Origin of the sequence: Salinivibrio sp. IB282, assembly GCF_001995685.1 — a bacterium.
Classification (GTDB): Bacteria; Pseudomonadota; Gammaproteobacteria; order Enterobacterales; family Vibrionaceae; genus Salinivibrio; species Salinivibrio kushneri.
In genome coordinates, this window is the sequence record NZ_MUET01000016.1 from 1 (window position 1) to 25,525 (window position 25,525).

A 25,525-nucleotide genomic window follows, 5' to 3' on the forward strand; every position below is an offset into this window, starting at 1 on the left:
GTCTGGCTTCGTTGATACACCGTCTAAGCGGGTTGTACTCAAAAAAGAAACGGCATCGCATGATTGGCCCGCTCGGAGGCAGCGCATTGACTTACAAGCCTTGAAGGCCCAATTGCCAACGCTTAATCCGCAGTGGCTGATACGGACAGAAAAACTGGTGGATGTGACCACGCCGAGCACAGATGCCTTGGCGCAAGCTGGGGTGACGCCAGTGTGGCAGCCGGTGGTGATGCCGCCAGCAAAACATTATGGCTATGCTTTGCAATGGGCATTGATGGCGCTCGCGGTCAGTATTGGCGCAGGTATTTGGTGGTACAAAACAAAACAGAGGGAAGCGATGTGAAAGGACGCATGACGCTGGTGGCATTGATTGGCATTTTTGTCCTGCCCGTGGTGGTGGCGAAATTGGTGCTGGAGAAAAGCTGGTATGAAAAAGGGGTCACCAATTACGGACAGTTTCTCTCTGAGCCAGCGACCCTAAATTGGTTACCCGAACAAGGCCAGTGGCGGTTGATTTATCGGGTGCCAGAGCAATGTGATTCTGTGTGTGAACAAGCGCTGTTTCAGTTAACACAAATTCCCATTGCGGTAGGCAAAGAGCGAGACCGGGTCAGTAGCGTGGCACTGATGAGCACCGCCCAGAAAGCGCCGGAGGTACTGACACGGCAAACCCTGACGACGGAGCAGGCGCAGGCATGGCAGCAGCAAGCGTTTGATAAAAATACCATTTATCTTAGCGACCCGATGAACAATGTGGTGCTGGCGTATCCAGTCAGTGACGATAAAACCCAGTGGGTGGCGCAAGGTAAAGGCTTATTGCGCGATCTCAAACGGCTTCTCAAGTTGTCTAAGGTAGGCTGATTATGGCAACGCGTCGCTACCAACTCGCCGTCTTATCGACACTGATGCTAGCCGTGCTGGTGGTTGGGCTCGGCGCGTATACCCGCCTGACTGAAGCGGGGCTGGGCTGCCCAGACTGGCCCGGCTGCTATGGCCATTTAGGAGTGCCGGCCAGTGACAGCGCGCAATCGGTCGCCATGTCGCGCTTCCCAGATGCGCCGCTCGATATCAATAAAGCGTGGAATGAAATGCTGCACCGCTACGTGGCCGGCACCCTAGGGCTGGCGATTTTTGCGTTGGCCTGGATCAGCTGGCGACGTCCTGACTATCAGGTGTTGCGACCGCTGACCACCTTGCTCAGTGTGGTGGTCATCGCGCAAGCCGCCCTAGGGATGTGGACGGTGACCCTAAGTTTAATGCCGGTGGTGGTAATGGCGCACTTACTCGGTGGTTTCACCACGGTATGCTTGCTGGTTTGGCTGGCGGTGGCAACAGGCGCGCTCCGATTGCCGGCAATTGCAATGTCGTCATCCGCGCGCCGCGTGGGCACTTTAGCTTTGGTGGCGGTGATTGTTCAAATCGGGCTCGGCGGTTGGACCTCCGCCAACTATGCCGCCACTGTCTGCACCCAGCTACCTATCTGCGAAAGCCCTTGGTGGCAGCTTTTCACCCCTTCCGCCTTTCATCCTGTCAGTCCGCTTAGCGACACCTATCAGTTTGGCGTGCTGAACCATGCCGAGCGGGTGACCATCCATGCCACCCACCGTCTTGGCGCCATGGTGGTCACCGCATTAGTGCTCGCTTGGGCATGGATGCTGTGGCGTGCTGGGGGGCGCGCGCTGGCAATGACGGTGAGTGGTGTGTTGGCGATTCAAATTACGCTGGGGGTGACCAATGTGGTTGCGCTACTGCCGCTGAGTGTGGCGGTGGCGCATAACCTCGGTGGATTGTCGCTATTGGCCACATTACTCCTCACCCGATTTTTATGTCTTTCACCGTCGACCCGACAAGGAGCCCGTGATGGCACAGTTTCAACGTACCGCTAGTGTTTCGACGCCTGCTGGCGCCAGTTGGCGAGATTATTATGAGCTGACCAAGCCGCGCGTGGTCGCTATGTTGCTTCTCACCGCGCTGGTGGGTATGTGTTTAGCCACTCCCGGCTGGCCACCTTGGTCGGCCGTATTGGTAGGGTTATTTGGCATTGGCGCGCAAGCCAGTGCCGCGGCGGTGTTTAATCACGTGATCGACTGGAAAATTGACACGAAAATGCAGCGCACCCGCCATCGCCCCGTTGCCGAGGGACGAGTCACTCAAGGCGCCGCGTTGGCCTTTGCGGTAGGGCTGATGGTGAGCGGTTTTATCGCCTGTTGGTGGCTGAACCCGCTCACGGCTTGGCTAACGTTTGCTAGCCTGGTCGGGTATGCGTTGGTGTATACCCAGTGGCTTAAACCCGCGACCCCGCAAAATATCGTGATTGGTGGTTTGGCYGGTGCAATGCCACCACTACTAGGCTGGACCGCGGTGACCGGAGAGCTTCACGCGCATGCGTTGCTGTTGGTGATGATCATTTTTACCTGGACGCCGCCTCACTTTTGGGCGTTAGCGATACATCGTCGCCATGATTATGCCAAAGCCGATGTGCCAATGCTGCCGGTCACTCACGGGGTAGGGTTTACCCAAACCATGGTGTTGCTTTATACCCTACTGCTGGTCATCGTGGGCATTTTTCCTTGGCTGACTGGAATGAGTGGTTGGCTGTATCTGGTAGGGGCGACCACGCTAAACCTGGTCTTTGTTGGCTATGCGTGGCGACTGAAAACCCAGTCGCAAAAAGGCATCGCGTGGCAGACCTTTAAGTTCTCGATATGGCATATCTTCGCGACCTTTTTGGTGCTGCTTGCCGACCACGCGTTGCGCTATTGAGTTGCGCTATGGGAGGGACTATTTTAGCCCTTTTGCCGACAGCACGGTGGCTTTGTCGGCGACAAACGAGACTTTGATGTGTTGACCATCGCCACCCCATACACAGTGGGTCAATCCCATGGTGTCGTCGCATTGGCTTGGCTCGCCAATGTGGCTCACAACCACGTCATAGCTCATGCCGACTTCAAGTTGATCATAGTTTTGCTTGGTGACTTTCGAGCAGCCCGCGAGTAATACCACCAACACACAAGCAAAAAATACACGCATAACCCTTCCTTATTCATTCAGTGATGAGGGCAGTTGACGCAGTGTAACTGACGCAGTGTAACTGACGCAGTGTAACTGACGCAGTGTAACTGACGCAGTGTAACTGRCGCAGTGCAACTGGCGCAGTGCAACTGGCGCAGTGCAACTGGCGCAGTGCAACTGGCGCAGTGTAACTGGCGCAGTGCAACTGACCCAGTGTAACTGGCGCAGTGAGGCTGCCGCTCGTCGATGAGATTGCTGCAATGGTACACTGCTGCACCCATCAGGGCTACCCAAGGATGTGAGCGCTTGTCGGTGCAATCATGTTCTTTATCAAAAATAGATTACCTCCCTCACTCAGTGTGGGTTCTTTAAGATTCAAAACGAGGCAGTATGTGGCAGTCTTTAACCCAGCGTGAACTTCACTGGCGCGTTTTATCGCTGGCTTTACCCATGGTGATCTCCAACATTACCGTCCCCTTGTTAGGGCTCGTGGATGCCGCGGTGATCGGCCATTTGGAGCATGCGTGGTATCTAGGTGGCGTGGCGGTTGGCAGCACCATGATTAATGTCACCTTTTGGTTGTTGGGCTTTTTGCGCATGGCGACCACCGGGTTTACCGCGCAAGCCTATGGCGCGAATGATAACCGTGAGCTGGCAGCGACCTTTGTGCGTGGCGCGACCTTAGCGGGTCTGTTGGCTACGCTATTAATCGCACTGCATGTGCCCATTTTAGAGGGGGTCATGCACTTTAGTGACGCCAGTGCTGAAGTCAAACATTACGCGAGCCAGTATTTCTCCATTCGGATCTTTAGTGCGCCAGCGACCTTGATGAACTTGGTGGTCATGGGCTGGCTACTAGGGGCGCAAAATGCGCGTCAGCCGATGTGGCTGCTGATTGTGGTTAATAGTGCCAATATTATCCTTGATTTGCTGTTTGTAGTGGGTCTCGATATGAAAGTCGAGGGGGCCGCGGCGGCGAGTGTGGTTGCCGATTATCTCGGCCTCATGCTGGGGCTCTATTTTGTTAAAGGCATCTGGCAATCGCGCCAGTTACCGACCGTTCGGTCGGTGTTTGAGCGCGGGCTGACTGGGATGAGCCGTTTGCTAAAGCTTAATCGAGACATCTTTTTGCGCAGCCTTAGTTTGCAGTTGGCGTTTACTTTTATGACCTTCCAAGGGGCTACGCTTGGTGACGAGATTGTGGCCGCCAATGCGGTCTTGATGAGCTTTCTGATGCTGATTTCCTTTGCGATGGACGGCTTTGCTTATGCGATGGAGGCGATGGTGGGTAAAGCGGTTGGCGCGCAGAGCAAGTCTGCGTTGTTGGTGTCACTGATAGGCAGCACTTTTTGGTCGTTGGTGATTTGCTTGGCGATCACGCTGGCGTTTGGCCTGGCAGGCCATCACATCATTGCGCTGATTTCCGATATTGAGGCGGTGCGTGACCAAGCGGCGCGTTATTTACCTTGGCTGGTGGCCATGCCTTTGGTGTCGATGTGGTGCTTTTTGCTCGACGGTATCTTTATTGGCGCGACGCGGGGTAAAGACATGCGCAATGGGATGTTTGTCGCCACTGCAGGTTTTTTTGCTGCCTGGTGGCTAGCGCAAGGATGGGGCAATCACGCATTGTGGTTAGCGATGCTTACTTTTATGGCGCTAAGAGGGCTCAGCCTCGCGGTGTGCTTTGTATACCACTGGCGACGAGATAGCTTTTTTGATGTCACCCGCTGAGTCCTATCAACCAAAAAAAACAGGCCAGTTGGCCTGTTTTTGCGATAAGAGACGGCGTTTATTAGTAGTAAGAATGATCGCCACGGGCGTGCTCGGTGACATCACGCACGCCGTTTAACTCGCCGCTGAACTCAGCCAGCAACTGCTTTTCGATCCCTTCTTTTAAGGTCACGTCTACCATTGAGCAACCATTACAACCGCCACCGAATTGCAAAATCGCCACCGCGTCATCGGTGATTTCAATCAAGTTCACATGGCCGCCATGGCTGGCAAGCTGTGGGTTAACTTGGCTTTGAATCACGTAATCAACCCGCTCCATCAAAGGCGCATCGGAGGCCACTTTCCGCATTTTCGCATTCGGTGCTTTCAGCGTCAGCTGTGAGCCCATTTTATCGGTGACAAAGTCGATTTCCGCTTCGTCTAAAAAGGGCAGGCTCATCTCATCGATAAAGGCCGAAAAGCCGTTAAATTTGAGTTCGGTATCGCTGCCTTCTATCGCTTCGGGTGGGCAATAAGAAACACCGCACTCGGCGTTTGGCGTGCCTGGGTTAACCACAAACACGCGAATATTGGTGCCCTCGGGCTGTTGCTCAAGCAGCTTTACAAAGTGGCTTTGTGCATTTTCTGAAATATTGACTTCTGACACGACAAATACCTGACTAATCCAGTGTGTTTTATACAGTGTACTCCGGTTTGCGTTGGCTATCACCCCTTGAAGCATGTGGCTACTTTATGAGCATGGATAGCACGCTTTCCGTTAGGGTAGATCGGTACGTGCCAAACAGTAAATATCGATCGTTTCTGCTCCCGCACGGCGTAATAATCGGCACAGCTGCGACACCGTTTGTCCGGTTGTTACCACGTCGTCAATGATAGCCACATGCGAACCTGGCAGCTCGCCGCTGATCGCAAACGCATGTTTCAGGTTAGAGAGCCGCGCCTGTCGGCTTAAACCTTGTTGTGGCGCAGTATGGCGATGTCGGACTAAAACGTTATCGACGACGTGAGTATCCAGGTAGTCGGCCAGTGCCCAGGCTAAATGCCCGCTTTGATTAAAGCCGCGCTGCCAGCGGCGCCGCCAATGGAGTGGAACAGGCAGCAATACGGGGGCGGGGTGATGGATGCGTTCACTTAACTGGCGGGCAAAAGGTATCGCCAATTCAAAGGCCTGTTGGTATTTAAATGCATGGATAAGCTGCGGCAGCGGATCCTCGTAGGCACTGATCGCGACCAAGCGGTCCCATGCTGGAGGGTGGCTAAGGCAGACACCACAGCGTGCTTGTGGGGTTGGGACCGGCAGGCCGCAACATTGGCATAGACAATAAGAGTAGTGCGCATCCCAGCAAGCGGCACAGCATAAAGCCGGGGTGGCACTCTCGGGTGCGGCATCCAATGACAAGTGGCAAACCGGACACTGAGAGGGCAAGAGTTTGCCTCTCCAGTGGGTGAGTAAACGCGTGAAGCGCCGTGGTGTGATTGCTGATATCATAGGCACCTTGATTGAAAAGCAACCAAGGCAGTGTAAAGCATGGCGTTATGTGATTGGCAATCTCACGGGCAAGGTCCCGATCTGGTTCTCATTCATGGCTGGGGAATGAACAGCGCTGTCTGGTCAATGTTGCTCCCTTACTTGACCGCGCACTATCGTGTTCACTGTGTTGACCTGCCGGGTTTTGGTGACAGCGCCCATCAACCGGATCTTGATATCGAGAAACTGGCACAAGTGTTGCTTAAAGAATCACCAGCGCATGCAACTTGGATAGGTTGGTCACTGGGCGGATTAGTGGCAACACAAGCCGCACTGTTATCGCCACAGCGCGTGACTGGATTGGTCACTATCGCCAGCTCACCCAAGTTTGTCGCAGAGCCAGGGTGGCGTGGGATCAAGTCGGCGGTACTCACCGACTTTGCCGACCAGCTTGAGCGTGATTTTTCGCAAACGGTGGAGCGCTTTATGGCGCTACAAGCTATGGGGTCTCCCACGGCGAGAAAAGATGTGAAAGCGCTCAAACAAGCGGTATTTTCGCGCCCGGCGCCCGACCCTCGCGCGTTGGCGGATGGCTTGGCGATGCTGGCAAACACGGATCTGCGCCAGCAGTGTGAGGCGATTTGTGTGCCGTGGCTGCGGTTATACGGGCGGCTAGACGGTTTGGTGCCTGCGTCGGTGGCGGAAGCTGTCTCTGCGTTAGCGCCTCATTCGCAATGTGCGGTATTGGCACACAGTGCTCATGCCCCCTTTGTGACGGAGCCTGACGAAGTGGTGGACAAGCTACTTGCCTTTTTAGGCACAAACTTGCCGCCCAAATAGTGTGCGCTGATCGTTTTTTGGTAGAATTGACTAAATCCTGTCATGGTTCTGCCGATAAGTTAACTATGTCACTTGCTCTGACATTAGGAGAGACCATAATGAACGTAGGTAACGTTGGGCAGTCTCAGGCGTATCATCAACAAACGATGAAGCCAAAAGCGCCGACACAACCGCAACAAAATGCGGACAACGCGGCCAAAGACACGAAAACAGCCAAGGCGGCTGAGACGCTTTCCGCTGCCGAGGCAGCAAAAGAAAGCAAAGATGTGAAAGCAGCGAAAACGCTGAAGGTGTTAAAAAGCCAGAAGATAAATCATCGGTTGAATCCTTTACCTATGGTGCGTTGGGCATGGACCACCCGGACAAAGTGAAAGAAAACGATGATGCGGCCTATGGTGCGGGACAATTTTTGTCTGCGCTGGGCACAATAGGTACCATACTCGCGGTTGTCGTCTAAACTATAAGGAGACGAGGCCGCACTGACAATTAGGCCTTCAGCTGATGTTGGGAGGTAGCATCAGATGAATATATCGCCAGCAAGCGTCAGTATCCCAACTGTCGCGCCATCGGTGAACCCGCCAACTGAACAAGTTGCGCGGGACAATCGCATGCGCGAAAAAATTGTCCCTACCAAGCAAGCCCCAGAGCCAGAACACGGCAAAGCGGCCACCGATCAAGGCAAGCAGCTCGGCCGCTCATCTTGGGATCCGTCACAGCACCCCAACTATTCGCTCGACTACAGTCGCGAGTCCTTGTCCGACGCTGATTACGACGGTGCCAATATTGCTGGGCGTGTTGATGCCATGGCACGTAATGAACCTGGAGAGCAAGCACGCAAAGACAACGGCTACCCCTTGGGGTTGAAAATGCCGGAAGAGGTGCTGGAGAAAGTTGAAGAGCTGAAAAGGTTCGAGCAAACGCGTGCGGTGGTTGCCATGCGTTATCAGCAAGCAACCGTGGCGAACATGCCCTCAGAGGTGCTGATTGTGATTTAAGTGGTGTCAATGATGCCACGATGAAAAAGCCCCACGATGTTTCGTGGGGCTTTTTGGTTAGGAGCGCTTGGCGCGGGCAAAKGCATCGGCCATGCTGCCCATTGCAGCGGGTTTGTCCTGGCGCTTTTTCGGACTTTTGTCACGCGGCTTAGGGGCGGCGGCTGAGGGTTCGCTGGCGGCTGGGGTATCGTCGAGGCGCATCGATAACCCAATTCGCTTGCGCGGCGCATCCACCTCCATGACTTTCACTTTCACCACGTCACCGGCTTTGACCACGTCGCGTGGATCGCTAATAAAGCGGTTTGATAGCGCGGAGATGTGTACGAGGCCGTCTTGGTGAACGCCGATATCGACGAACGCACCAAAGTGCGTGACATTCGTGACCACGCCTTCGAGTTGCATGCCTGGTTTTAAGTCACTGATTTGATTCACGCCCTCGGCAAAGGTTGCGGTTTTAAACTCAGGGCGCGGATCGCGGCCGGGTTTGGCCAGCTCGTTCAATACATCGGTGACGGTGATTTGGCCAAAGGTGTCATCCGCGTAGTCACTGGCGGTTAAGCTTTGTAATAAGCCCGTGTTACCCACTAAGGCATCGATGGCCTTGCCAGTCTTTTGGGCGATATGTTTGACCAATGGATAGGTCTCTGGGTGGACACCCGAGCGGTCAAGCGGGTTGGCGCCATCCATTACCCGTAAAAAGCCAGCGCATTGCTCATAGGCTTTGGGGCCAAGACGCGGCACTTTCAGCAGGGTTTTACGATCGCCAAATCGACCATTTTCATCGCGAAAGGCAACAATGTTTTGCGCCATGGTTTGGCTAAGGCCTGCCACCCGGGTGAGCAGCGGCGCGGACGCGATATTGACATCGACCCCTACGGCGTTCACACAGTCTTCCACCACTGCATCAAGCTTTTTCGCCAGCTGGTGTTGAGAGACATCGTGCTGGTACTGACCGACGCCAATCGATTTAGGATCAATTTTAACCAGCTCGGCGAGGGGGTCTTGCAGGCGGCGAGCGATAGAAACCGCGCCACGTAGCGAGACATCCAGATCGGGAAATTCTTTGGCTGCCAGCTCTGACGCTGAGTAAACCGAGGCACCGGCCTCACTGACCATCACGGTTTGGATGCTCAAATCGGCTTGTTTGAGCATGGTGGTGACAAAGTGTTCGGTTTCACGTGAGGCGGTGCCATTGCCGACCGCAATCAAGTTCACGCCATGGCGATCAATAAAACGGCGTAGTGTTTTACTCGCCCCTTCAATATCGTGTTTAGGCGCGGTGGGGTAAATGGTGGCGGTGTCGAGCAGTTTGCCCGTGCCATCCACCACCGCCACTTTACAGCCGGTACGTAGGCCTGGGTCTATCCCCATGGTGCAGCGAGGGCCAGCCGGTGCAGCCATCAATACATCTTTTAAGTTGGCGGCAAACACATCAATGGCGTCGTTCTCTGCGCGCTCTTTCAGGTTGGCCATGAACTCGGTCTCAAGATGCATCAAGATTTTTACTCGCCAGGCAAAGGCGATGACTTGTTTGCGCCAACGGTCTGCCGGGGCGGTGCCCAAAGACAGCTGATAGTGTTGAGCAATCATGGTTTCGCACACGCTTTGCTTGCTGTCTGGTGCTTGGTCGGGGTCAGCAACCAGTGCCAGCTGTAGCACGCCTTCATTGCGACCACGAAGCATGGCTAAGGCACGATGAGACGGCACTTTGGCAATTGGCTCTTGGTGAGCAAAGTAGTCTTTGAACTTGGCACCGGATTCTTCCTGGCCAGCAACCACGGTAGCGCGCAGCACCGCGTATTGCTTAAGGTATTGGCGCAGCGTTTCTAATAAGCTCGCATCTTCGGCAAGGCGCTCCATCATGATGGCTCGGGCCCCCTCGAGTGCCGCTTTGGTGTCGGCGACGCCCTTTTCCGCATTGATGTATTGCTCAGCAAGTGTGTCAGGGTCGTGCGAGGCATCTTGCCATAAGGTCTCGGCCAAGGGTGCTAGGCCGGCCTCAATCGCAATTTGGCCTTTGGTTCGGCGCTTGGGTTTGTAAGGCAGATAGAGATCTTCTAAGCGGTTTTTACTCTCGGCAGCGAGAATATCGCGGCGCAAGCTCTCGGTCAGTTTGCCTTGCTCGTCAATCGATTTGAGAATGGTATCACGACGAGCGTCCAATTCGCGCAGATAGACCAAACGGGTCTCAAGGGTGCGCAATTGCGAGTCATCCAGGCCCTGGGTCGCTTCTTTACGATAGCGGGCGATAAAAGGGACAGTGTTACCATCGTCAAGCAGATCGACCGCCGTCTTAACTTGACCTGGTGCGACATTGAGTTCGTGCGCCAGGGTGTGTGTAATGGATGTGTGCATGTGTTTCCTTTTCTCTACAAGCACGGCAGGGGAACGCCCTGCCAAGGGATAGCATTTTTGACCGCGAWGGGGACGAAGGTTCCCTCAGGTGTTACTGAGCGTCGCTGTCACTGGGTTTCGGGTAGGTAATGGTATTCACAAACCATTGCTTTTCGCCTTCAGGGGTTGAGACCACCACCTCGTCATCAACGGCTTTTTTTAATAGCGCCCGCGCCATGGGGGCATCGATAGAAATGTAATCTTTGCGTTCATAAATCTCATCAGGACCAACGATTCGAAATTGCTTGGTGTCGCCGGCTTCGTTTTCAATTTCCACCCAGGCGCCAAAAAAGACCCGTCCTTCTTGCTCGGGCGCGTAATCAACAATAGTTAAGTCATTGAGGCGTTTGCGCAGATAACGGACGCGGCGGTCTATTTGGCGTAACAAACGTTTGTTGTAGGTGTAGTCTGCATTTTCTGAGCGATCACCCAAACTGGCGGCCCAACTGACAATTTTGGTCACTTCTGGGCGCCGTTCGTGCCACAGGTAATCGTGCTCGGCTTTGAGCGCGTTAAACCCTTCTCGGGTCACCAATTTGGTTTTCACGTTACCTCTCCTTTCGCTAGCCATTCGGCGTCGCGCGATATAACCTTGTCCAGGAAAGTACAAGAAGCGGGCAAACTTGTCGAGGCAACACTCGGTAACAATTTACCCTTGGCTTGGCGTCAGACAAACACGCGGTCTGAAAGAGAACTGTGGCAAAATTCAGTATGATATAAGTGACGGTCAATCGATGGCCGGGCAACGATCAGCATTGAGGGCTTAGCATGCAAGAGAACTATAAAATTCTAGTGGTGGATGATGATATGCGTCTGCGCTCGCTACTGGAACGCTACCTGACCGAGCAAGGTTTTCAGGTGCGTAGTGTGGCCAATGCCGAGCAAATGGATCGCTTACTCGCGCGTGAAGCCTTTCACCTGATGGTGCTGGATCTGATGTTGCCGGGGGAAGATGGCCTGTCCGTGTGTCGCCGTTTACGTCAAGCGAATAACCAGTTGCCCATTTTGATGTTGACCGCCAAGGGCGATGAGATTGATCGCATTGTCGGTTTAGAAGTGGGTGCCGATGATTACCTACCCAAGCCTTTTAACCCGCGTGAACTATTGGCGCGGGTACGCGCAGTATTGCGCCGACAGACCATTGAAGCGCCAGGCGCCCCGAGTGCAGACTCTACCACGGTGACCTTTGGCGAGTTTCGTCTCAACCTCGGCACCCGGGAAATGTTTCGCAATGATGAGCCCATGACGCTCACATCCGGCGAGTTCGCAGTGCTTAAGGCCTTGGTCACCAATGCGCGAGAACCTTTGTCACGTGATAAGCTGATGAACATGGCGCGTGGCCGTGAGTATTCGGCGATGGAGCGCTCGATTGATGTACAAATCTCGCGTTTGCGTCGGATGATAGAAGAAGACCCGAGTAAACCGCGTTACATTCAAACCGTATGGGGGCTCGGCTACGTATTCGTGCCGGATGGAGAGGTATAGCGATGCGGATGTCACCGCGGACTAACTTTGCACGTACCTTGTTTATCTTGGCTGGCTTATTAATTGCCAGCCAAGTTTTTTCTTATCTAACCATCGTTAATTATGCCTTGCTGCCCAGTTTGCAGCAGTTCAACAAGATCCTCGCTTTTGAAGTACGCTTGATGCTGGAAGAGGACTGGTATCTTAAGGGTGGTGAAGTCCTTCACCTGGGTGAACCCGTGCGGCGGCAATTGTTGGAGCAGATTGGGGTCACCTTGCATGCGCCCAACAGTGAGCCTGCGGCGGCGTTTAAAGACGCCATGGAAATTGATTATTTAAGCGAACATATCAGCGAGGAGTTGGGCACCCAAACCGAAGTGCGCTTGGTCAGTGGTGAAGACAGCTACGTGCTGTGGCTGAAGTTTGACCAGATTGACGATTTTTTAATGCGGATCCCGCTTTCCGAGCTGCATCAAGACGACTTTGCGCCTTTATTTCAATACAGCTTAGTGATTGCCCTGTTGGTGATAGCGGGCGGGTGGCTATTTATCAAGATGCAAAACCGCCCACTTGTGGCCCTTGAGCGCGCGGCGTTAGATGTGGCGGATGGCCGTTTTCCTGACCCTGTCCCACCACGAGGGGCATCAGAAATTCAKGCGGTGACGGTCGCGTTTAATAAAATGTCAGCCGGTATCCGTAAGTTGGAAGAAGACCGCGCCTTGCTGATGGCGGGCGTGAGCCATGATTTGCGCACGCCACTAACGCGCATTCGCCTTGCCACTGAAATGATGTCATCGGATGACGCCTATTTGGCCGATAGCATTACCGAGGACACCGAAGAGTGTAATGAAATCATCAACCAGTTTATGGATTACTTGCGCGCCGTGCAGCAGCAAGACCCTGATCCTGTCGACTTAGCGAGCATTTGCCACGATGTGGCGAGTAATCAGCAACAAATGGGGGTCGATATTGATCTCGATTTAGGGGCATTGCACGGAGAGTTATTTGCTAACTCGGTAGCGTTAAAGCGTGCGGTGACCAATTTGGTGGTTAATGCGGTGCGATACGGTCATGGCTGGGTCCGTCTCGGTTGTGGCAGCAATGCCGATCACACCTATCAGTGGGTGGAAGTGGAAGACAATGGCCCGGGGATCGAGGCGAGTTTAGAGAATTCGCTATTTCAACCTTTTACTCGCGGTGACACCGCTCGCGGCAGCGAAGGAACGGGGCTAGGACTAGCGATCGTGAAACGGATTGTGGAACAGCTTCATGGTGATATTCGCTTGTCGTCACGCACTGAAGGTGGGTTAAGAATTCAGATGACGTTTCCTGTGGGCAATAAAAAATAACGCCCTTGTGTGCGTGTGACCACGTTTTTAGCCGCGGAAGTCGCGGAACCAGGGGGGTAGGCCATACTGTCATAGAGACTCAATACACTGGGAAACGGCCATGCGTTTATCGCTAGACAGTCAGGATCCGACGCCTAAATTTCAGCAGCTGATTGATCAAATTCAACGGCAAATTGCCAGCGGCACCCTCTACCCCGGTGCGCGACTTCCCTCAGTGCGGCAACTGGCCAAAACATTGGCGATGAACCCAATGACGGTGTCGCGCAGCTATCAACAATTGGCCGATGAGGGGTGGCTTGAGCGCTTGCCTGGAGTGGGCATGCAGGTGAGTGAAACCATGCGCCCGGCTGAACCCGAGCAGCGTTTGCACTACGTTGAAGGCGCACTGGCGCACTTTATCCAGGCGGCCAGTGAAGCGGGATACAGCAAGTCAGAAACCATGGCGCTGATCATGACGCATTGGGAGCGTTATAGCGGCGATCAGGCATTGGAGTAGTGGGTTTTATGCCCCAGCCAGCGGCGAATAATCGCTTGAGCATGTTGTGGGTAGTGTTGATGTAGGTGCGTGGCCAGTTTTTGCACTTCAGGGATCAGCCCCTGATCTCTGACCAAATCGGCAATCTTAAACTCAGCCAGCCCGGTCTGGCGGGTGCCGAGAAGCTCGCCAGGTCCACGAATATCGAGATCGCGCTGCGCAATCACAAAGCCGTCATTGCTATCGCGCAGCACCCCAAGCCGCTGACTGGCGGTTTTGGATAAAGGGGCATGGTAAAGCAGCACACAATGACTGGCGACGGAACCACGGCCGACACGGCCACGTAGCTGGTGGAGTTGTGCCAGCCCGAGTCGCTCGGGGTTTTCGATAATCATTAGGCTGGCGTTAGGGACATCGACGCCCACTTCAATAACCGTTGTGGCCACCAATAACTGTAACTCGCCTTGTTTAAAGGCTTCCATGACCGCTTGCTTTTCTGCCGCTTTCATTCGCCCGTGAACTAAGCCAATCTCCAGGTTGGGGAGGGCTTCTTTAAGCGCGGTGGCTGTGTCTTCCGCGGCTTGCGCTTCTAAGGCGTCGGACTCTTCAATCAAGGTGCACACCCAATATGCTTGTCGACCGGCTGCACATGCGGCACTGACGCGGGCGATGATATCGTCGCGGCGGGTGTCGGGGACGGCGACGGTTTGGATGGGTGTGCGCCCCGGGGGTAATTCATCGATGACGGACGTTTCAAGATCCGCATACGCGGTCATCGCCAAGGTACGGGGAATGGGGGTCGCGGTCATGATAAGCTGGTGCGGATGGGCGCCTTGCTGCTCGCCTTTTTCACGCAGCGCGAGACGTTGGTGAACGCCAAAGCGGTGTTGTTCATCAATAATGACCAACGCTAGGCTGTCGAACTGGACGCTCGCTTGAAACAAAGCATGGGTACCGACCACCATTTTCGCTTCGCCGTCAGCAATGCTTGCCAGGGTTTGCTCCCGCGCTTTCCCTTTTAGCTTGCCGGCCAGCCAACCGACTTGAATGCCCAGTGGTTCGAGCCACTGAGCGAAGTTAGTGGCGTGTTGCTCGGCCAATAGCTCGGTCGGTGCCATCAACGCAACTTGATGGCCTTGTTCAATCGCTTGCAAGGCGGCGAGCACGGCGACCAAGGTTTTACCTGCCCCCACATCGCCTTGCACGAGGCGCATCATCGGAAACGGCTTGGCCAAATCGGCGCTGATCTCGCTCACCACCCGAGTTTGTGCGCCGGTGGGAGTGAAAGGCAGGTTGTCTAAAAGGCGCTGCCCTAATGACTGACTGGGTGCGAGGGCAAAGCCTTTCACTTGTTGGGCTTGGTGGCGCACAGACAGCATCGACAGGTGTTGGGCAAGGAGCTCTTCAATGATCAAGCGTCGCTGAGCAGGGTGTTGCCCTGCTAATAAGTCTTCCAACACGGTCTCGGGCGGCGGACGATGCAAAAGGTGTAATGCATCGCGCAGCGAAAGCTGTCTATCGTACAAGCCTTCGGGCAGCAGCTCGTCGACGCCACTTTTGTCTAACAAAGCCAGGGCTTGATCGGTCAGGCTACGCAGCGTCGCTTGGCGAAGCCCCTCCGTGGTGGGATACACGGGGGTGAGGGTTTCTTCCATCACCAACTCGGTAGGCTCGGAAAATACCTGATACTCGGGGTGAATGATCTCCAGCCCGTGCTTTCCGCGCTTGAGCTCACCGTAGGCTTTTACTTGCTTGCCTACGGCTAAACTGTTTTTCATTGCGGCATTAAAGTTGAAAAATCGCAGCGTTAATGCGCCACTGCTATCTTGCACCCGAACCGTGAGCATCCTGCGACGACCAAACACGGTGTCATTGTGGGTGATTTCACCTTCGATGGTGGCATGTTGGCCCGGTAAGAGACTTGCGACCGGCCACACACGGGTGCGATCTTCATAACGATAAGGCAGGTGAAATAAAACATCCTGCACCGTATGCAGGCCTATTTTCGCCAGTTTTTCTGCCATTTTGCTGCCAACGCCACTTAAGGTATCAACAGTCACCGCACTTAGCATCGAAGATCGCATCCGTTTCTCTATGGGTTCGCTCTGGCTCGCGTGTCGGACTAACGTGGATGTTTGGCCGCCTGCATCTGTGCCCACCACGCCTCGTCGGCCACAATTTGACCGTGTTCATCTAAGGGCGGATAAGGCAAGCCTTTTTGTTTTGCCACGCGGGCAAGCACCGGGTGACCACGCTCGAACAAAATGTGGTGAACCTCGTGGTCGGGCAAGCGTGTCTTATCCAACTGATACATGCCAGCCGCTTGGCGTTGGCGCTGTGCTTCGTACAAAATCAAGGCACTGGCCACTGACACATTGAGTGACTGTACCATACCTACCATAGGAATGAGGATGTCTTGGTCCGCTTTGTCGAGCGCTTCGCGACTGATGCCTTGTTTTTCTTGCCCCAGCACGATGGCCGTCGGACGGGTGTAGTCGATCTCGCGAAAATCGACCGCGGTATCCGACAAGTTAGTGACTAACACCTGCATCCCTTGGGCGTGCATGGCATCAAAGGCTTCTTCCGTGGTGTTGTGAGTGACCACATCTATCCAGTTGCGCGAGCCGGCCGATGTGCCGCCGAGAGTGCGCATCTTGGTGCCTTCTGGCCATACCGCATGCATGCGGTGAATGCCTACCGCGTCGGCCGTGCGAATGATAGCGGAAATATTATTGGGCTTGTGAACTTGCTCCATGCAGACAGTGAGATCAGGCTGGCGTTGGGCCAAGACCTGATGAATGCGTTCAAAGCGTTCAGGGGTCATGATTCAATTCCGTCAATAACAGGCAAAAAACGGTGACGCCCGCCAAAGGGCGGGCGACGGGTAATGATGGGTTGGGGCACTCAGTTTTTCTGGCGGCTTACTTTCACCACATTAGGCATCACGCGAAGTCGACGCATAATGTTGGCCAAATGCACTCTGTCTTTGGTCGTTAAGCGAACAAAGATAGTGTATAGGCGACCATCACGCTCTTCGGTGGTTAACCCTTGGATATTGGATCCGGTTGCGGCGATGGTGTTGGTGAGGTCGGCCAATGCTCCCTGGTGGTTTTGCATATCCACGCGTACCCGGGTGCTGAACTCTTGTTCAAAATCGTCCGCCCACTCGACCGGCATATATTTATCCGGCTCTTGGCGGTGGCCGCGGATGTTAGCACAGGTTTCACGGTGGATAACCAAGCCTTTACCTGGGCTGACATGCGCAATGATGGGGTCACCTGGGATAGGACGACAGCAATTGGCATAAGTGACCAAGATGCCATCTGCCCCGCGAATCGGCATTTTGCCCTCGGTAGGGGCGGCCGGATCTTGATCTAGCAAGCGACGAGCGATCACCACGCTCATGAGTTCGCCAAGACCAATCGATGCCAGTWAGTCGTCACTGGTTTTGAGCTTCAAGTCGCTCAGTACAGCGTCAACGCGTTCAGGATTAATATCCGCTAGATTTTTCTCTCCGAGCGCGTGATTGAGCAGGCGACGCCCTAGGGTGACCGACTCTTCTCGGCGCATGGTTTTTAACACCTGACGGATTTTCGTTCGTGCTCGCGCGGTGACCACATAGTTAAGCCAAGCGGCATTCGGACGCGCCCCCGGTGCGGTGATAATCTCAACCGTTTGACCATTTTTGAGCGGCTGGCTCAGCGGGTAAGGCTGACGATTAACCCTTGCCCCAACACAGGTGTTGCCGACATCGGTGTGGACGGCATAGGCAAAGTCGACCGCGGTGGCATCGACAGGCAGCTCGACAATCCGCCCTTTGGGGGTAAAGACGTACAGCTCGTCAGGGAAGAGATCCGATTTGACGCTCTCGATAAATTCGAACGAGCTGCCGGCGCTTTGCTGCAGCTCGATAATGTTCTGCATCCAACGCTGCGCCCGTTTTTGCGCGGTGGTGCCAGAGGGTCTGTCGGTGCCACTTTTGTACGCCCAGTGTGCGGCCACCCCTTTATCCGCCATTTGATCCATGTCTTCGGTACGAATTTGTACTTCCACCGGGACACCATGTGGGCCAATCATAGAGGTGTGCAGTGACTGGTATCCGTTGGCTTTGGGCACCGCGATATAGTCTTTGAGCCGGCCTGGGCGTGGCTTATACAAGTTATGCATTTGCCCCAGCACGCGGTAGCAGGTATCGAGATCACCCACAATCACCCGAAACGCGTATAAATCCATGATGGTGTGGAAACGCTGCTCTTTGTTCTTCATCTTGTTATAGATGGAGTAGAGATTTTTCTCTCGGCCCAACACACGGGCTTTAATTCCTGCATCTTCCAAGCGGCCTTCAATTTCCGCATGGATTTTTTGGATCATCTCTTTGCGGTTGCCCCGCGCTTGCGCGATCACCTTTTTAAGCACGCGGTAGCGATTGGGGTACAAGGCCTCAAAGCCGAGCTCTTCAAGCTCGACTTTTATATTATGGATACCCAGACGATGGGCGAGGGGCGCGAAGATTTCTAGCGTTTCACGGGCGATACGGCGCTTTTTATCTGGGCGTAGGGCGCCCAAGGTACGCATATTGTGGGTGCGGTCACTCAGTTTTATCAGGATCACGCGAATGTCATGGGCCATCGCCATGACCATTTTGCGGAAGTTCTCGGCCTGGGCCTCTTTGCGATCGCGGAATTTAAGCTTATCAAGCTTAGACACCCCGTCCACCAAGTCGGCTACCACATCACCAAAGCGTTGCTGCAGATCGTCTTTGGTCACCTCAGTGTCCTCAATCACATCATGCAGCAATGCCGCCATCAAGGTTTCACAGTCCAAGCGCATTTCTGCCAAGATCCGTGCTACCGCGATGGGGTGAATAATATAAGGTTCGCCGGTTGAGCGAGTTTGCCCGTCGTGGGCATCCCTGGCTACTAGATAAGCTTGCCGAAGCGCTTCAAGCTGTGACTCCGGCAAATACTGGCTAGCAACTTCTTTCAGGCTATCAAATAGATACAAACGGCCTGTCCCTGATAAATGCAGCGTTTAACGTTGACCAGAAATGGTGCTTACCGCGGCCATTTCAGCGGCTTCTTGCTCTTGCTTCTCCTGACGCTCACGTGCGTCGAGGACTTCTTTGTTGATCAGTCCTTCTTCAACTTCACGCAAAGAGATCACTGTGTACTTGTCGTTTTCTTCTGCGACGAGGGCATCTTTGCCGCCCGTTTGCATTTGACGGGCGCGGCGAGCCGCAACCAGAACGAGATCGAAGCGGTTACCAATTTTTTCAACGGCGTCTTGAACAGTTACGCGTGCCATGAAGGACTCCAGCTATGTCATCAATAGGTCATTCAAAATGACCGAAAAGTATACAAAAGGCCGCGACCTATTGCCAGCGTTGGCTGGGGCAATGGCCACGTCTCAATGTGGTGGTTAGTCAGCCAACAGTTCGTCGATCATTGCATGATACTTGCTGGCTTGTTTGGCTTGTGCCATCCGCTCGGCACGGATGATGGCCTTAATATCCATCAATGCGACATCAAAGTCATCATTAATAATCAGGTAATCATAATCAGCATAGTGAGAGATCTCGGTGCGTGCTTCCTGCATGCGTTGCGCAATCACTTCCTCACTGTCTTGACCACGTGTCGTGAGGCGTCGTTCTAACTCTTCACGGCTGGGTGGCAAAATGAAAATACTCTTGCTGTTCGGCATTTGCTGACGAATTTGCTCAGCGCCTTGCCAATCGATATCGAGAAAAATATCGACACCATTATTAAGCATTTTTTCAATCCATACGCGCGAGGTGCCGTAATAATTGCCAAACACTTGCGCGTGCTCTAAGAACGCTTCCTGTGCAATCAGTGACTGAAATTCTTCCTCGGAGACAAAATGATAATGCACACCGTTTTCTTCACCAGGACGCATAGCGCGCGTCGTGTGAGACACAGACACTTTCATGTCATAGCGAGGGTTATCATTCAGCAGCGCTGAAATCAGACTAGATTTGCCCGCACCACTTGGGGCGGAAACAATGTAAAGCGTACCTTGGCTCATGGATTGATCACTTTCACTGGCTGATGCCCATCCGCAGTATAGCGTATACGTACAGGCGTCGATCGACGAATAGATAGTTGTTCCCCGTGGGAGGTGCGCAGGGTAGCACGAACTCATTAGGATTTGAACGGGAACGGTGTGAAAGCGATCCGCAGGATCCTTCGAGAGGCATGATGAGGTTGTGGTGTGACAAAGGTTCACTGTTCGATGCTGAGCTGATAGGGTAGGTCGCCGTTATCCAAGAAGATGCATAGCACGCGTTGGGGGTTGATTTTCAATCAGTCACCCACATTTGTGTTGTGCGCAATTCACGCCCTTTAGGGCCTTAAACAGCGAGAAGATATCACTAAAAAACGAACGACATGAAGGAGGTGTCAATAATGGAAGGTACACCCGATTTGTATCCCTCACGCGTCAATGGAAAAGAAACCCTCTCCCCACGTCTAGACCCTGTTGTGTACGGCGGTGCGCAGCCAGAGGTACCACATAGCTTAAGCCCGCACGAGCTGGATACGTTTGATCGCCAAGGCTTTTTGGTGATGAATGACTATATGCCGGAAATGGTGGCACCGCTTAAACGTGAAATCGCCCGTTTACGCGATGATATGGCCGGCTATGAAGAGCTATATACCGAGCCGGATAGTGACGAGCTGCGTACTATTTTTAAACCCTTTGCCTACAGTGACTTAATTGATCGCTTCTCACGTGATCCGCGCATTCTCAATAAAGTTCGGCAAATTTTGGGCTCGGATGCATATTTGATGCAATCGCGCGTCAATATTAAGCCTGCGTTTAAAGGCAAGTCGTTTCCTTGGCATTCTGACTTCGAGACTTGGCACGTTGAGGATGGAATGCCACGGATGCGAGCCGTGACTGTATGGCTGATGTTAACCGATAACACCGAGCATAATGGGCCTTTGTATGTGATCCCCGGCTCGCACCATCACTATGCGTCTTGTGAAGGCAATACCGGCGAGAAGAACTATCAGCAGTCGCTGAAAAAACAAATGCTGGGCGTGCCTAAGCCAGAGACCATGGAGGCATTGTTAGAAGACAATGGCATTGCCTCGGTAACGGGACAAGCCGGTACCTTGGTGTTCCATGATTGTAACTTGATGCATGGCTCGCCCGATAATATCGCCAACGACCCACGTTCGATTTTAATGTTTGTCTATAACAGTGTGGAGAATAAACCGGTGACGCCATTTAGTGGGTTGCCACCGCGCCCCCACTATTTATCCAATCCCGACCAACGCCCTCTGCAGGCGGTTGAGTCACTCTGGCCGCTGGCCTCTTAACCGTGCTAACGCCCACCTTGTTGTGGGCGTTTTTAGTTTTTTTCGCTTTGAATCAGGGTTTTGCTATGCTGTCTCGATAATTGAACAAGCGTTTAATTATCTCGCTAATTTCAACGACATTAAGGAGTTTCCGTTGAACACATCATCAAAAACGACCCTGAGCGTGACTGTTGCCGCCCTGAGTGTAGCCAGTGCCGTATCCTTCTCTTCTTTTGCTCAAGCCAGTGACAGTGCGCTTAGCGAACAACTTGGCATTGCTGATCATGCGGTGATTGCTCACCGTGGTGACTCTTACAATGCGCCAGAGTCGACCTTGCCGGCCTACCAACTTGCCTGTGAAGTGGRCGCCGATTATCTCGAGCTTGACCTGCAGCGCACAAAAGACGGCAAACTGATCGCGGTGCATGACGACAACCTTAAGCGCAACACCAATATTGAGACAGTCTATCCTGAGCGTGCCGGCGACCCGGTCAATACCTTTACTTGGGCAGAGCTAGAAAAGCTGGATGCGGGCAGCTGGTTTAATCAGTCATACCCAGAGCGTGCGCGTGAAAGCTTCCGCGGCTTGAAGCTAGTGACGCTAGATCAGGTACGTSAAATCGCCGAAAACTGTGCGCACCAGCCTGGGCTTTATATTGAAACCAAGGTGCCGGAGTTCTTCCCAGGGATTGAGCAGGATTTGAAGCAAGACTTGACCGAGCATGGTTGGTTAGATGACGACGCCAAAGGCAAAGTGATCCTGCAGACTTTTAACAAATCGAGCCTTGAAGCATTGCAAGATGTGATGCCGAATGTGCCAAAAATCTTGCTGCTATGGGCAGGTGATGGCTATATTCCCACCAAAGATAGCGCACCGAAAGCGGATGATGAGTCCTACGCCCAGTACTACGCGCGTCAAGAAGTGGCCTCGAAAGCGGACTACGCAGAGTGGTTGGATTATGCCAAGGAGCACGGTGCCATCGGTGTAGGCCCTTCAGGCACCCAAGCCAACTTTGATGATGCTTGGTCAAGCCAGTTTAGCTACATGGATCTGGCGAAGAAATGGATGGTGGACATGAGCCATGAAAAAGGCTTGCTGATGCACATGTATACCTTGGACGATCGCGAAGATTTGATCCGTTACCGTGAGCGCGGCGTGGATGGCTTCTTTACCAATCGTCCTAACGTGGCGGTTAAAGCCTTAACCGACAGCGACGGTAAAGACATTGAAGCGACCTTGACGCAATTGGGTTATTAACCCCGCGCGCCAATCGTCGCTACCCTTTGAGCCCGCCTGTTATTAGCGGACTTTTTTCGTTGGGGGCAAACGCTAGAGAGGGATCGGCTTATTTCGCTAAGCAGACCCTCCGCGCCATGGATGGCGCGGCGGAGCCTCCAGGGAAGGATTGACGGCGTGTCTGTGTGCGAACTGAGCCGATGCCCCAAGGTTAACGTTTTGGCTATCTACTCGCTCGCCATTAGTTTAGCCAGCGTACGTCGGTACATGCCATAAGCCACGGCGCCCGCAAGTAGGTTACCGATTAAGGCACCGGCAAACAGGCCAAACAGCTCGCCAATTTGTGCCCCTAACCAAAGGCAGGGCAGGAAAAACGCAAATAGGCGGAGCGCAGAAATGGTCAGCGCGGTGTATGAGCGGCCTAATGCATTGGTAATTGACACCATCAACATACACACCCCCAGCGCGCCCAGGCTAAAGGGTACTAGCGTAAGATGAGTGTGCAAGATATCGGTAACTTGTTGATCGCTGGTCATCAAGTCGGCGAGGGGAGCGGCGGCAAGCCAAGTGACCACGGCGATCAGCAATTGAAAGCCGAGAATAAACTGACACGCTAACTTGACCAAATGGCGCACTTCGGTCAGATCGCCTTTACCCAGCAAACGACCCACCATGGGTGGCATTGACATAGTCAGCGCCAGCACCGAGACAATGGCAAAGAATTCAAAGCGTGAACCCAATGCCCAGGCGGCCACTGCCGCTGAGCCAAAGCTGGCGAGCAGCTTGGTGGCCAGCATGGATGACACAGGCGGCAGCAGCTGGCTTATCATCGCTGGCCCCATAATATGCCCAATCGAACCCACACTTTGTTTAATGTTTAAGTCCTGCCAGTCAAACGAAACCCAACCTTTACTAAACACGCGGGGCGCGACAATGGCAATGCCAGTGCCAAAAGCAATCAGAGTAGCCACCGCCGCGCCATTGATGCCCCAATCGAGCCAAAAAATAAAGATAGGATCGAGGATAAGGTTTAATAAGCTGGTAACCACCATCATGGAGCCGGGCAACATGGTGTTGCCATTAGCGCGAGCCAAGCTATAGAAGAAGTAAAGCACCGCCCCTGTCCAGGCACTGACGAGCCAAATTTGCCAATAACTATCAATCACCGGAAATACCTTGTCTGGCGCATCGAGCAACATCAAGATCGGGTGGCGTAAGGCATAGAGCAAGCCGGCAAACAATGCCACGCCTGTGGTGCCAATAAATAAAATCAGCCCGCCTAGTTGTTGGGCATAGTGACACTGATCGGCCCCGATCGCGCGCGAGATCACCGCCGTGGTCGCAATCCCGAGTCCGACTTGAATGCCGATAATGATCATCTGAATCGGCAAAGTGAAGCCTTGCGCCGCGAGGGGGAGCACGCCCAACTGACCAATGAAGGCACTATCGACAAGTTGAAAACTCATCAGCGACAGCACACCAAACAGCATGGGGAGGGTGGTCGAGAACAAGCGCTTTGCGCGAGAAGCAGACTCCATCAGGCACTCTTTGCGTTAATAAAGGGAAAAAAGCCGAGCATTGGCATGCTCGGCATAGTCGCACCAATTGTAGAGGATTGCTGAAAATTACCAACCCCTAATGAATGCGGGTATTCAGTGCTTGAGCACCTGATACTAAGTGTATGAGGGCGTTTAGGGGCGCTACTGCATACCATAATTGATGTTGGTGATTTGTGCTGGTGGTCTAGGTTATGGTGAAACAAATCACTATCACTGTTGCGCCGGTTTTGGTGAATGAATATGAGAATAGATGAGGCGGGAAGATGGATTGCCTTTTTATCAAGACAGGCAGTCACGGTGGGTTATTAGTGCGTGAAGTGATGAGAAGACATAATATTTAGGTGAAATGTCAGTTTTATTGCATTTTAAACCAAACCTTTTTAACTATTGATTGAAATATTTATTGCTTTTAGTGATAAAAAAGCTAGTACAACGCAGTAGAGAAACGGCATGACTTTCGCTGCTTTTTAGCAAAAAAATTACTTTTGACAGGCTGTTATCGTTGATCGTGACCAAAATTCAAGATAAATATAGACCATATTATGTAAGTGTGTAATACGTATTGTTGCTTTCAGTGCTTAGGATGGCCAAGAGAGCACAACGGCAGGTTCCATGACCTGCAAAAATATCAGACAGTGGACAGGGAGTAGTGGACTATGCTGTCGTACTTTTTACGCCGGTTACTGTTGGTGATCCCGACATTTCTTGGCATTACCATTTTGATTTTCGGTATAACTCGCCTAGTACCGGGTGGGCCGGTCGAACGAATGATGACGCAAATGCAGGCACAAGCCGATGGCGGCTCGAGCTTGCAGCGTGCTGGTGACAGCTCGGCGTTATCGGACGATCAGATTGCTGAACTCAAGGCATTTTACGGCCTCGATAAACCCGTTCTAGAAGCCTATGTCGATTGGCTGGGCAAACTGGCCAACTTCGATTTGGGTGAGTCGACTCGCTATTACGAGCCGGTTACCGACATGATTGCCGAGCGTCTGCCCGTCTCATTGTTTTACGGCGGCATGACCTTCTTTATCAGTTATTTTATCTCTCTTCCGCTCGGTTATTACAAAGCCCTCAAACACGGCTCGGTGTTTGATTCTTCCTCCTCGGTACTGATCTTTATCGGGTTTGCCTTACCTGGCTATGTGGTGGGGGTATTGCTGATCACCTTATTTAGCTATCACCTCGAATGGTTCCCGATGGGGGGCTTTGTTGGCGATGCTTACTACGACGCTACCAGTTTTTGGGAACGCGCCAAAGATGTGATGTGGCATGCGGTACTGCCGCTGATTTGTTATCTGATTGGTGATTTTGCCACCCTGACCATGACGATGAAAAACAACCTGATGGAAAACCTCTCGGCGGATTACATCCGCACTGCGATTGCCAAAGGGTTACCGTTCCGCTCGGCGGTGCGCAAGCACGCGCTGCGCAACAGCTTGATCCCGGTTGCTAGCCATTTTGGCAACTCGTTATTGTTTTTTATGACCGGCGCGTTTTTGATTGAAGTGATTTTCAACATCAATGGTATCGGCTTACTTGGCTATGAGTCGATTATGGAGCGTGACTATCCGGTGGTGATGGGCATTGTCGCCATCAATGCGCTATTGCTGCTGGCCGGCAACATTATCTCCGATATCTGTGTTGCCTTGGTTGACCCTCGCGTGAAGTTTGGATCTTGA

The 25,525-nt window shown here is 53.2% G+C and carries 25 protein-coding genes; 14 read left to right on the forward strand and 11 right to left on the reverse strand.

Features of this window, described 5'->3' with window-relative positions; translation table 11 throughout:
• The 4 genes from BZG14_RS05115 to cyoE all read left to right on the forward strand — a co-directional run.
• The coding region (locus BZG14_RS05115; protein WP_338012779.1) for an SURF1 family cytochrome oxidase biogenesis protein at positions 1 to 343 on the forward strand (343 nt) is incomplete at its 5' end.
• Positions 340 to 861, forward strand: a complete 522-nt coding sequence (locus BZG14_RS05120; protein ID WP_069361973.1) for a hypothetical protein — start codon at positions 340 to 342, stop codon at positions 859 to 861. The genes BZG14_RS05115 and BZG14_RS05120, both read left to right, overlap by 4 nt.
• A 2-nt stretch (positions 862 to 863) precedes the next feature.
• Positions 864 to 1,886, forward strand: coding sequence for a COX15/CtaA family protein (locus tag BZG14_RS05125; protein ID WP_077608160.1), 1,023 nt, complete (start codon positions 864 to 866; stop codon positions 1,884 to 1,886).
• Positions 1,861 to 2,763, forward strand: coding sequence for a heme o synthase (gene cyoE, locus BZG14_RS05130; protein WP_077485941.1), 903 nt, complete (start codon positions 1,861 to 1,863; stop codon positions 2,761 to 2,763). Before BZG14_RS05125 ends, cyoE begins: the two co-directional genes overlap by 26 nt.
• 18 nt (positions 2,764 to 2,781) lie before the next feature.
• Here cyoE and BZG14_RS05135 read toward each other — a convergent pair whose 3' ends face one another.
• Positions 2,782 to 3,030 carry a DUF3862 domain-containing protein gene (locus BZG14_RS05135; RefSeq protein ID WP_077456791.1) on the reverse strand — a complete coding sequence of 83 codons (249 nt, stop codon included), beginning with the start codon at positions 3,028 to 3,030 and terminating at the stop codon, positions 2,782 to 2,784.
• Positions 3,031 to 3,402: 372 nt separating this feature from the next.
• On the opposite strand from BZG14_RS05135, the gene dinF reads away from it, so the two are divergent.
• Positions 3,403 to 4,743 (forward strand): MATE family efflux transporter DinF, encoded by a 1,341-nt coding sequence (gene dinF, locus BZG14_RS05140; RefSeq protein ID WP_077608161.1) that lies wholly within the window; start codon positions 3,403 to 3,405, stop codon positions 4,741 to 4,743.
• Between the two features lie 61 nt (positions 4,744 to 4,804).
• Here dinF and nfuA read toward each other — a convergent pair whose 3' ends face one another.
• Together nfuA and BZG14_RS05150 are read right to left on the reverse strand one after the other, a co-directional pair.
• A complete protein-coding gene (gene nfuA, locus BZG14_RS05145) occupies positions 4,805 to 5,464 on the reverse strand; it encodes a Fe-S biogenesis protein NfuA (protein ID WP_176719644.1) in 660 nt (219 codons plus the stop codon).
• Between the two features lie 36 nt (positions 5,465 to 5,500).
• Positions 5,501 to 6,232, reverse strand: coding sequence for a ComF family protein (locus BZG14_RS05150; RefSeq protein ID WP_077608162.1), 732 nt, complete (start codon positions 6,230 to 6,232; stop codon positions 5,501 to 5,503).
• A 39-nt stretch (positions 6,233 to 6,271) separates the two neighbouring features.
• Between BZG14_RS05150 and bioH the strand changes: the two genes are divergently transcribed.
• From bioH to BZG14_RS05165, 3 genes are all read left to right on the forward strand, one after another.
• A complete protein-coding gene (gene bioH, locus BZG14_RS05155) occupies positions 6,272 to 7,051 on the forward strand; it encodes a pimeloyl-ACP methyl ester esterase BioH (RefSeq protein WP_069361967.1) in 780 nt (259 codons plus the stop codon).
• Positions 7,052 to 7,149: 98 nt separating this feature from the next.
• The gene (locus BZG14_RS05160; RefSeq protein ID WP_077608163.1) at positions 7,150 to 7,422 is read left to right on the forward strand and encodes a hypothetical protein; all 273 of its coding nucleotides are present in this window, start codon (positions 7,150 to 7,152) and stop codon (positions 7,420 to 7,422) included.
• Between the two features lie 150 nt (positions 7,423 to 7,572).
• The gene (locus tag BZG14_RS05165) at positions 7,573 to 8,046 is read left to right on the forward strand and encodes a hypothetical protein (RefSeq protein ID WP_077456781.1); all 474 of its coding nucleotides are present in this window, start codon (positions 7,573 to 7,575) and stop codon (positions 8,044 to 8,046) included.
• 57 nt (positions 8,047 to 8,103) lie between these two features.
• On the opposite strand, the gene BZG14_RS05170 is transcribed toward BZG14_RS05165, so the two are convergent.
• On the reverse strand, positions 8,104 to 10,401 hold the full coding sequence (locus BZG14_RS05170; RefSeq protein ID WP_077608164.1) for a Tex family protein: 2,298 nt from the start codon (positions 10,399 to 10,401) through the stop codon (positions 8,104 to 8,106).
• Positions 10,402 to 10,492: 91 nt separating this feature from the next.
• Positions 10,493 to 10,987 (reverse strand): transcription elongation factor GreB, encoded by a 495-nt coding sequence (gene greB / locus BZG14_RS05175; RefSeq protein ID WP_069361963.1) that lies wholly within the window; start codon positions 10,985 to 10,987, stop codon positions 10,493 to 10,495.
• Between the two features lie 221 nt (positions 10,988 to 11,208).
• On the opposite strand from greB, the gene ompR reads away from it, so the two are divergent.
• From ompR to BZG14_RS05190, 3 genes are all read left to right on the forward strand, one after another.
• On the forward strand, positions 11,209 to 11,925 hold the full coding sequence (ompR, locus tag BZG14_RS05180) for an osmolarity response regulator transcription factor OmpR (protein WP_046074657.1): 717 nt from the start codon (positions 11,209 to 11,211) through the stop codon (positions 11,923 to 11,925).
• A gap of 2 nt (positions 11,926 to 11,927) precedes the next feature.
• Positions 11,928 to 13,253, forward strand: coding sequence for a two-component system sensor histidine kinase EnvZ (gene envZ, locus BZG14_RS05185; RefSeq protein WP_077608165.1), 1,326 nt, complete (start codon positions 11,928 to 11,930; stop codon positions 13,251 to 13,253).
• 100 nt (positions 13,254 to 13,353) lie between these two features.
• Entirely contained in the window at positions 13,354 to 13,749 is a 396-nt protein-coding gene (locus tag BZG14_RS05190; protein WP_069361961.1) for a GntR family transcriptional regulator, read from the forward strand.
• Here BZG14_RS05190 and recG read toward each other — a convergent pair.
• The 5 genes from recG to gmk form a co-directional block, all read right to left on the reverse strand.
• The gene (gene recG, locus BZG14_RS05195) at positions 13,734 to 15,812 is read right to left on the reverse strand and encodes an ATP-dependent DNA helicase RecG (RefSeq protein ID WP_077608166.1); all 2,079 of its coding nucleotides are present in this window, start codon (positions 15,810 to 15,812) and stop codon (positions 13,734 to 13,736) included. The genes BZG14_RS05190 and recG overlap by 16 nt on opposite strands.
• 38 nt (positions 15,813 to 15,850) lie before the next feature.
• Complete coding sequence (trmH, locus tag BZG14_RS05200) at positions 15,851 to 16,552, reverse strand: tRNA (guanosine(18)-2'-O)-methyltransferase TrmH (protein ID WP_069361959.1); 702 nt, start codon at positions 16,550 to 16,552, stop codon at positions 15,851 to 15,853.
• Between the two features lie 80 nt (positions 16,553 to 16,632).
• Positions 16,633 to 18,732 carry a bifunctional GTP diphosphokinase/guanosine-3',5'-bis pyrophosphate 3'-pyrophosphohydrolase gene (gene spoT, locus BZG14_RS05205; protein ID WP_077608167.1) on the reverse strand — a complete coding sequence of 700 codons (2,100 nt, stop codon included), beginning with the start codon at positions 18,730 to 18,732 and terminating at the stop codon, positions 16,633 to 16,635.
• A gap of 27 nt (positions 18,733 to 18,759) precedes the next feature.
• Positions 18,760 to 19,032: a DNA-directed RNA polymerase subunit omega gene (gene rpoZ / locus BZG14_RS05210; RefSeq protein WP_046074663.1), complete on the reverse strand. Its 273-nt coding sequence runs from the start codon at positions 19,030 to 19,032 to the stop codon at positions 18,760 to 18,762.
• 114 nt (positions 19,033 to 19,146) lie between these two features.
• Positions 19,147 to 19,770, reverse strand: a complete 624-nt coding sequence (gene gmk / locus BZG14_RS05215) for a guanylate kinase (RefSeq protein WP_077456769.1) — start codon at positions 19,768 to 19,770, stop codon at positions 19,147 to 19,149.
• A gap of 380 nt (positions 19,771 to 20,150) precedes the next feature.
• Between gmk and BZG14_RS05220 the strand changes: the two genes are divergently transcribed.
• Together BZG14_RS05220 and BZG14_RS05225 are read left to right on the forward strand one after the other, a co-directional pair.
• Complete coding sequence (locus tag BZG14_RS05220; RefSeq protein ID WP_077485922.1) at positions 20,151 to 21,068, forward strand: phytanoyl-CoA dioxygenase family protein; 918 nt, start codon at positions 20,151 to 20,153, stop codon at positions 21,066 to 21,068.
• 133 nt (positions 21,069 to 21,201) lie between these two features.
• On the forward strand, positions 21,202 to 22,305 hold the full coding sequence (locus BZG14_RS05225) for a glycerophosphodiester phosphodiesterase (RefSeq protein ID WP_077608168.1): 1,104 nt from the start codon (positions 21,202 to 21,204) through the stop codon (positions 22,303 to 22,305).
• A gap of 206 nt (positions 22,306 to 22,511) precedes the next feature.
• Here the strand turns inward: BZG14_RS05225 and BZG14_RS05230 are convergent, their stop codons facing one another.
• Positions 22,512 to 23,822 (reverse strand): MATE family efflux transporter, encoded by a 1,311-nt coding sequence (locus BZG14_RS05230; RefSeq protein WP_077608169.1) that lies wholly within the window; start codon positions 23,820 to 23,822, stop codon positions 22,512 to 22,514.
• Between the two features lie 677 nt (positions 23,823 to 24,499).
• On the opposite strand from BZG14_RS05230, the gene BZG14_RS05235 reads away from it, so the two are divergent.
• Complete coding sequence (locus BZG14_RS05235) at positions 24,500 to 25,525, forward strand: ABC transporter permease subunit (RefSeq protein WP_077485916.1); 1,026 nt, start codon at positions 24,500 to 24,502, stop codon at positions 25,523 to 25,525.

Coding starts and splice junctions, on each gene's coding strand:
- BZG14_RS05125 (WP_077608160.1), top strand. CDS start 864: ATGGCAACGCGTCGCTACCAACTCGCCGTCTTATCGACACTGATGCTA.
- BZG14_RS05135 (WP_077456791.1), bottom strand. CDS start 3,030: ATGCGTGTATTTTTTGCTTGTGTGTTGGTGGTATTACTCGCGGGCTGC.
- dinF (WP_077608161.1), top strand. CDS start 3,403: ATGTGGCAGTCTTTAACCCAGCGTGAACTTCACTGGCGCGTTTTATCG.
- nfuA (WP_176719644.1), bottom strand. CDS start 5,464: ATGCTTCAAGGGGTGATAGCCAACGCAAACCGGAGTACACTGTATAAA.
- BZG14_RS05150 (WP_077608162.1), bottom strand. CDS start 6,232: ATGATATCAGCAATCACACCACGGCGCTTCACGCGTTTACTCACCCAC.
- bioH (WP_069361967.1), top strand. CDS start 6,272: ATGGCGTTATGTGATTGGCAATCTCACGGGCAAGGTCCCGATCTGGTT.
- BZG14_RS05160 (WP_077608163.1), top strand. CDS start 7,150: ATGAACGTAGGTAACGTTGGGCAGTCTCAGGCGTATCATCAACAAACG.
- BZG14_RS05165 (WP_077456781.1), top strand. CDS start 7,573: ATGAATATATCGCCAGCAAGCGTCAGTATCCCAACTGTCGCGCCATCG.
- ompR (WP_046074657.1), top strand. CDS start 11,209: ATGCAAGAGAACTATAAAATTCTAGTGGTGGATGATGATATGCGTCTG.
- BZG14_RS05190 (WP_069361961.1), top strand. CDS start 13,354: ATGCGTTTATCGCTAGACAGTCAGGATCCGACGCCTAAATTTCAGCAG.
- recG (WP_077608166.1), bottom strand. CDS start 15,812: ATGCGATCTTCGATGCTAAGTGCGGTGACTGTTGATACCTTAAGTGGC.
- trmH (WP_069361959.1), bottom strand. CDS start 16,552: ATGACCCCTGAACGCTTTGAACGCATTCATCAGGTCTTGGCCCAACGC.
- rpoZ (WP_046074663.1), bottom strand. CDS start 19,032: ATGGCACGCGTAACTGTTCAAGACGCCGTTGAAAAAATTGGTAACCGC.
- gmk (WP_077456769.1), bottom strand. CDS start 19,770: ATGAGCCAAGGTACGCTTTACATTGTTTCCGCCCCAAGTGGTGCGGGC.
- BZG14_RS05220 (WP_077485922.1), top strand. CDS start 20,151: ATGGAAGGTACACCCGATTTGTATCCCTCACGCGTCAATGGAAAAGAA.
- BZG14_RS05230 (WP_077608169.1), bottom strand. CDS start 23,822: ATGGAGTCTGCTTCTCGCGCAAAGCGCTTGTTCTCGACCACCCTCCCC.
- BZG14_RS05235 (WP_077485916.1), top strand. CDS start 24,500: ATGCTGTCGTACTTTTTACGCCGGTTACTGTTGGTGATCCCGACATTT.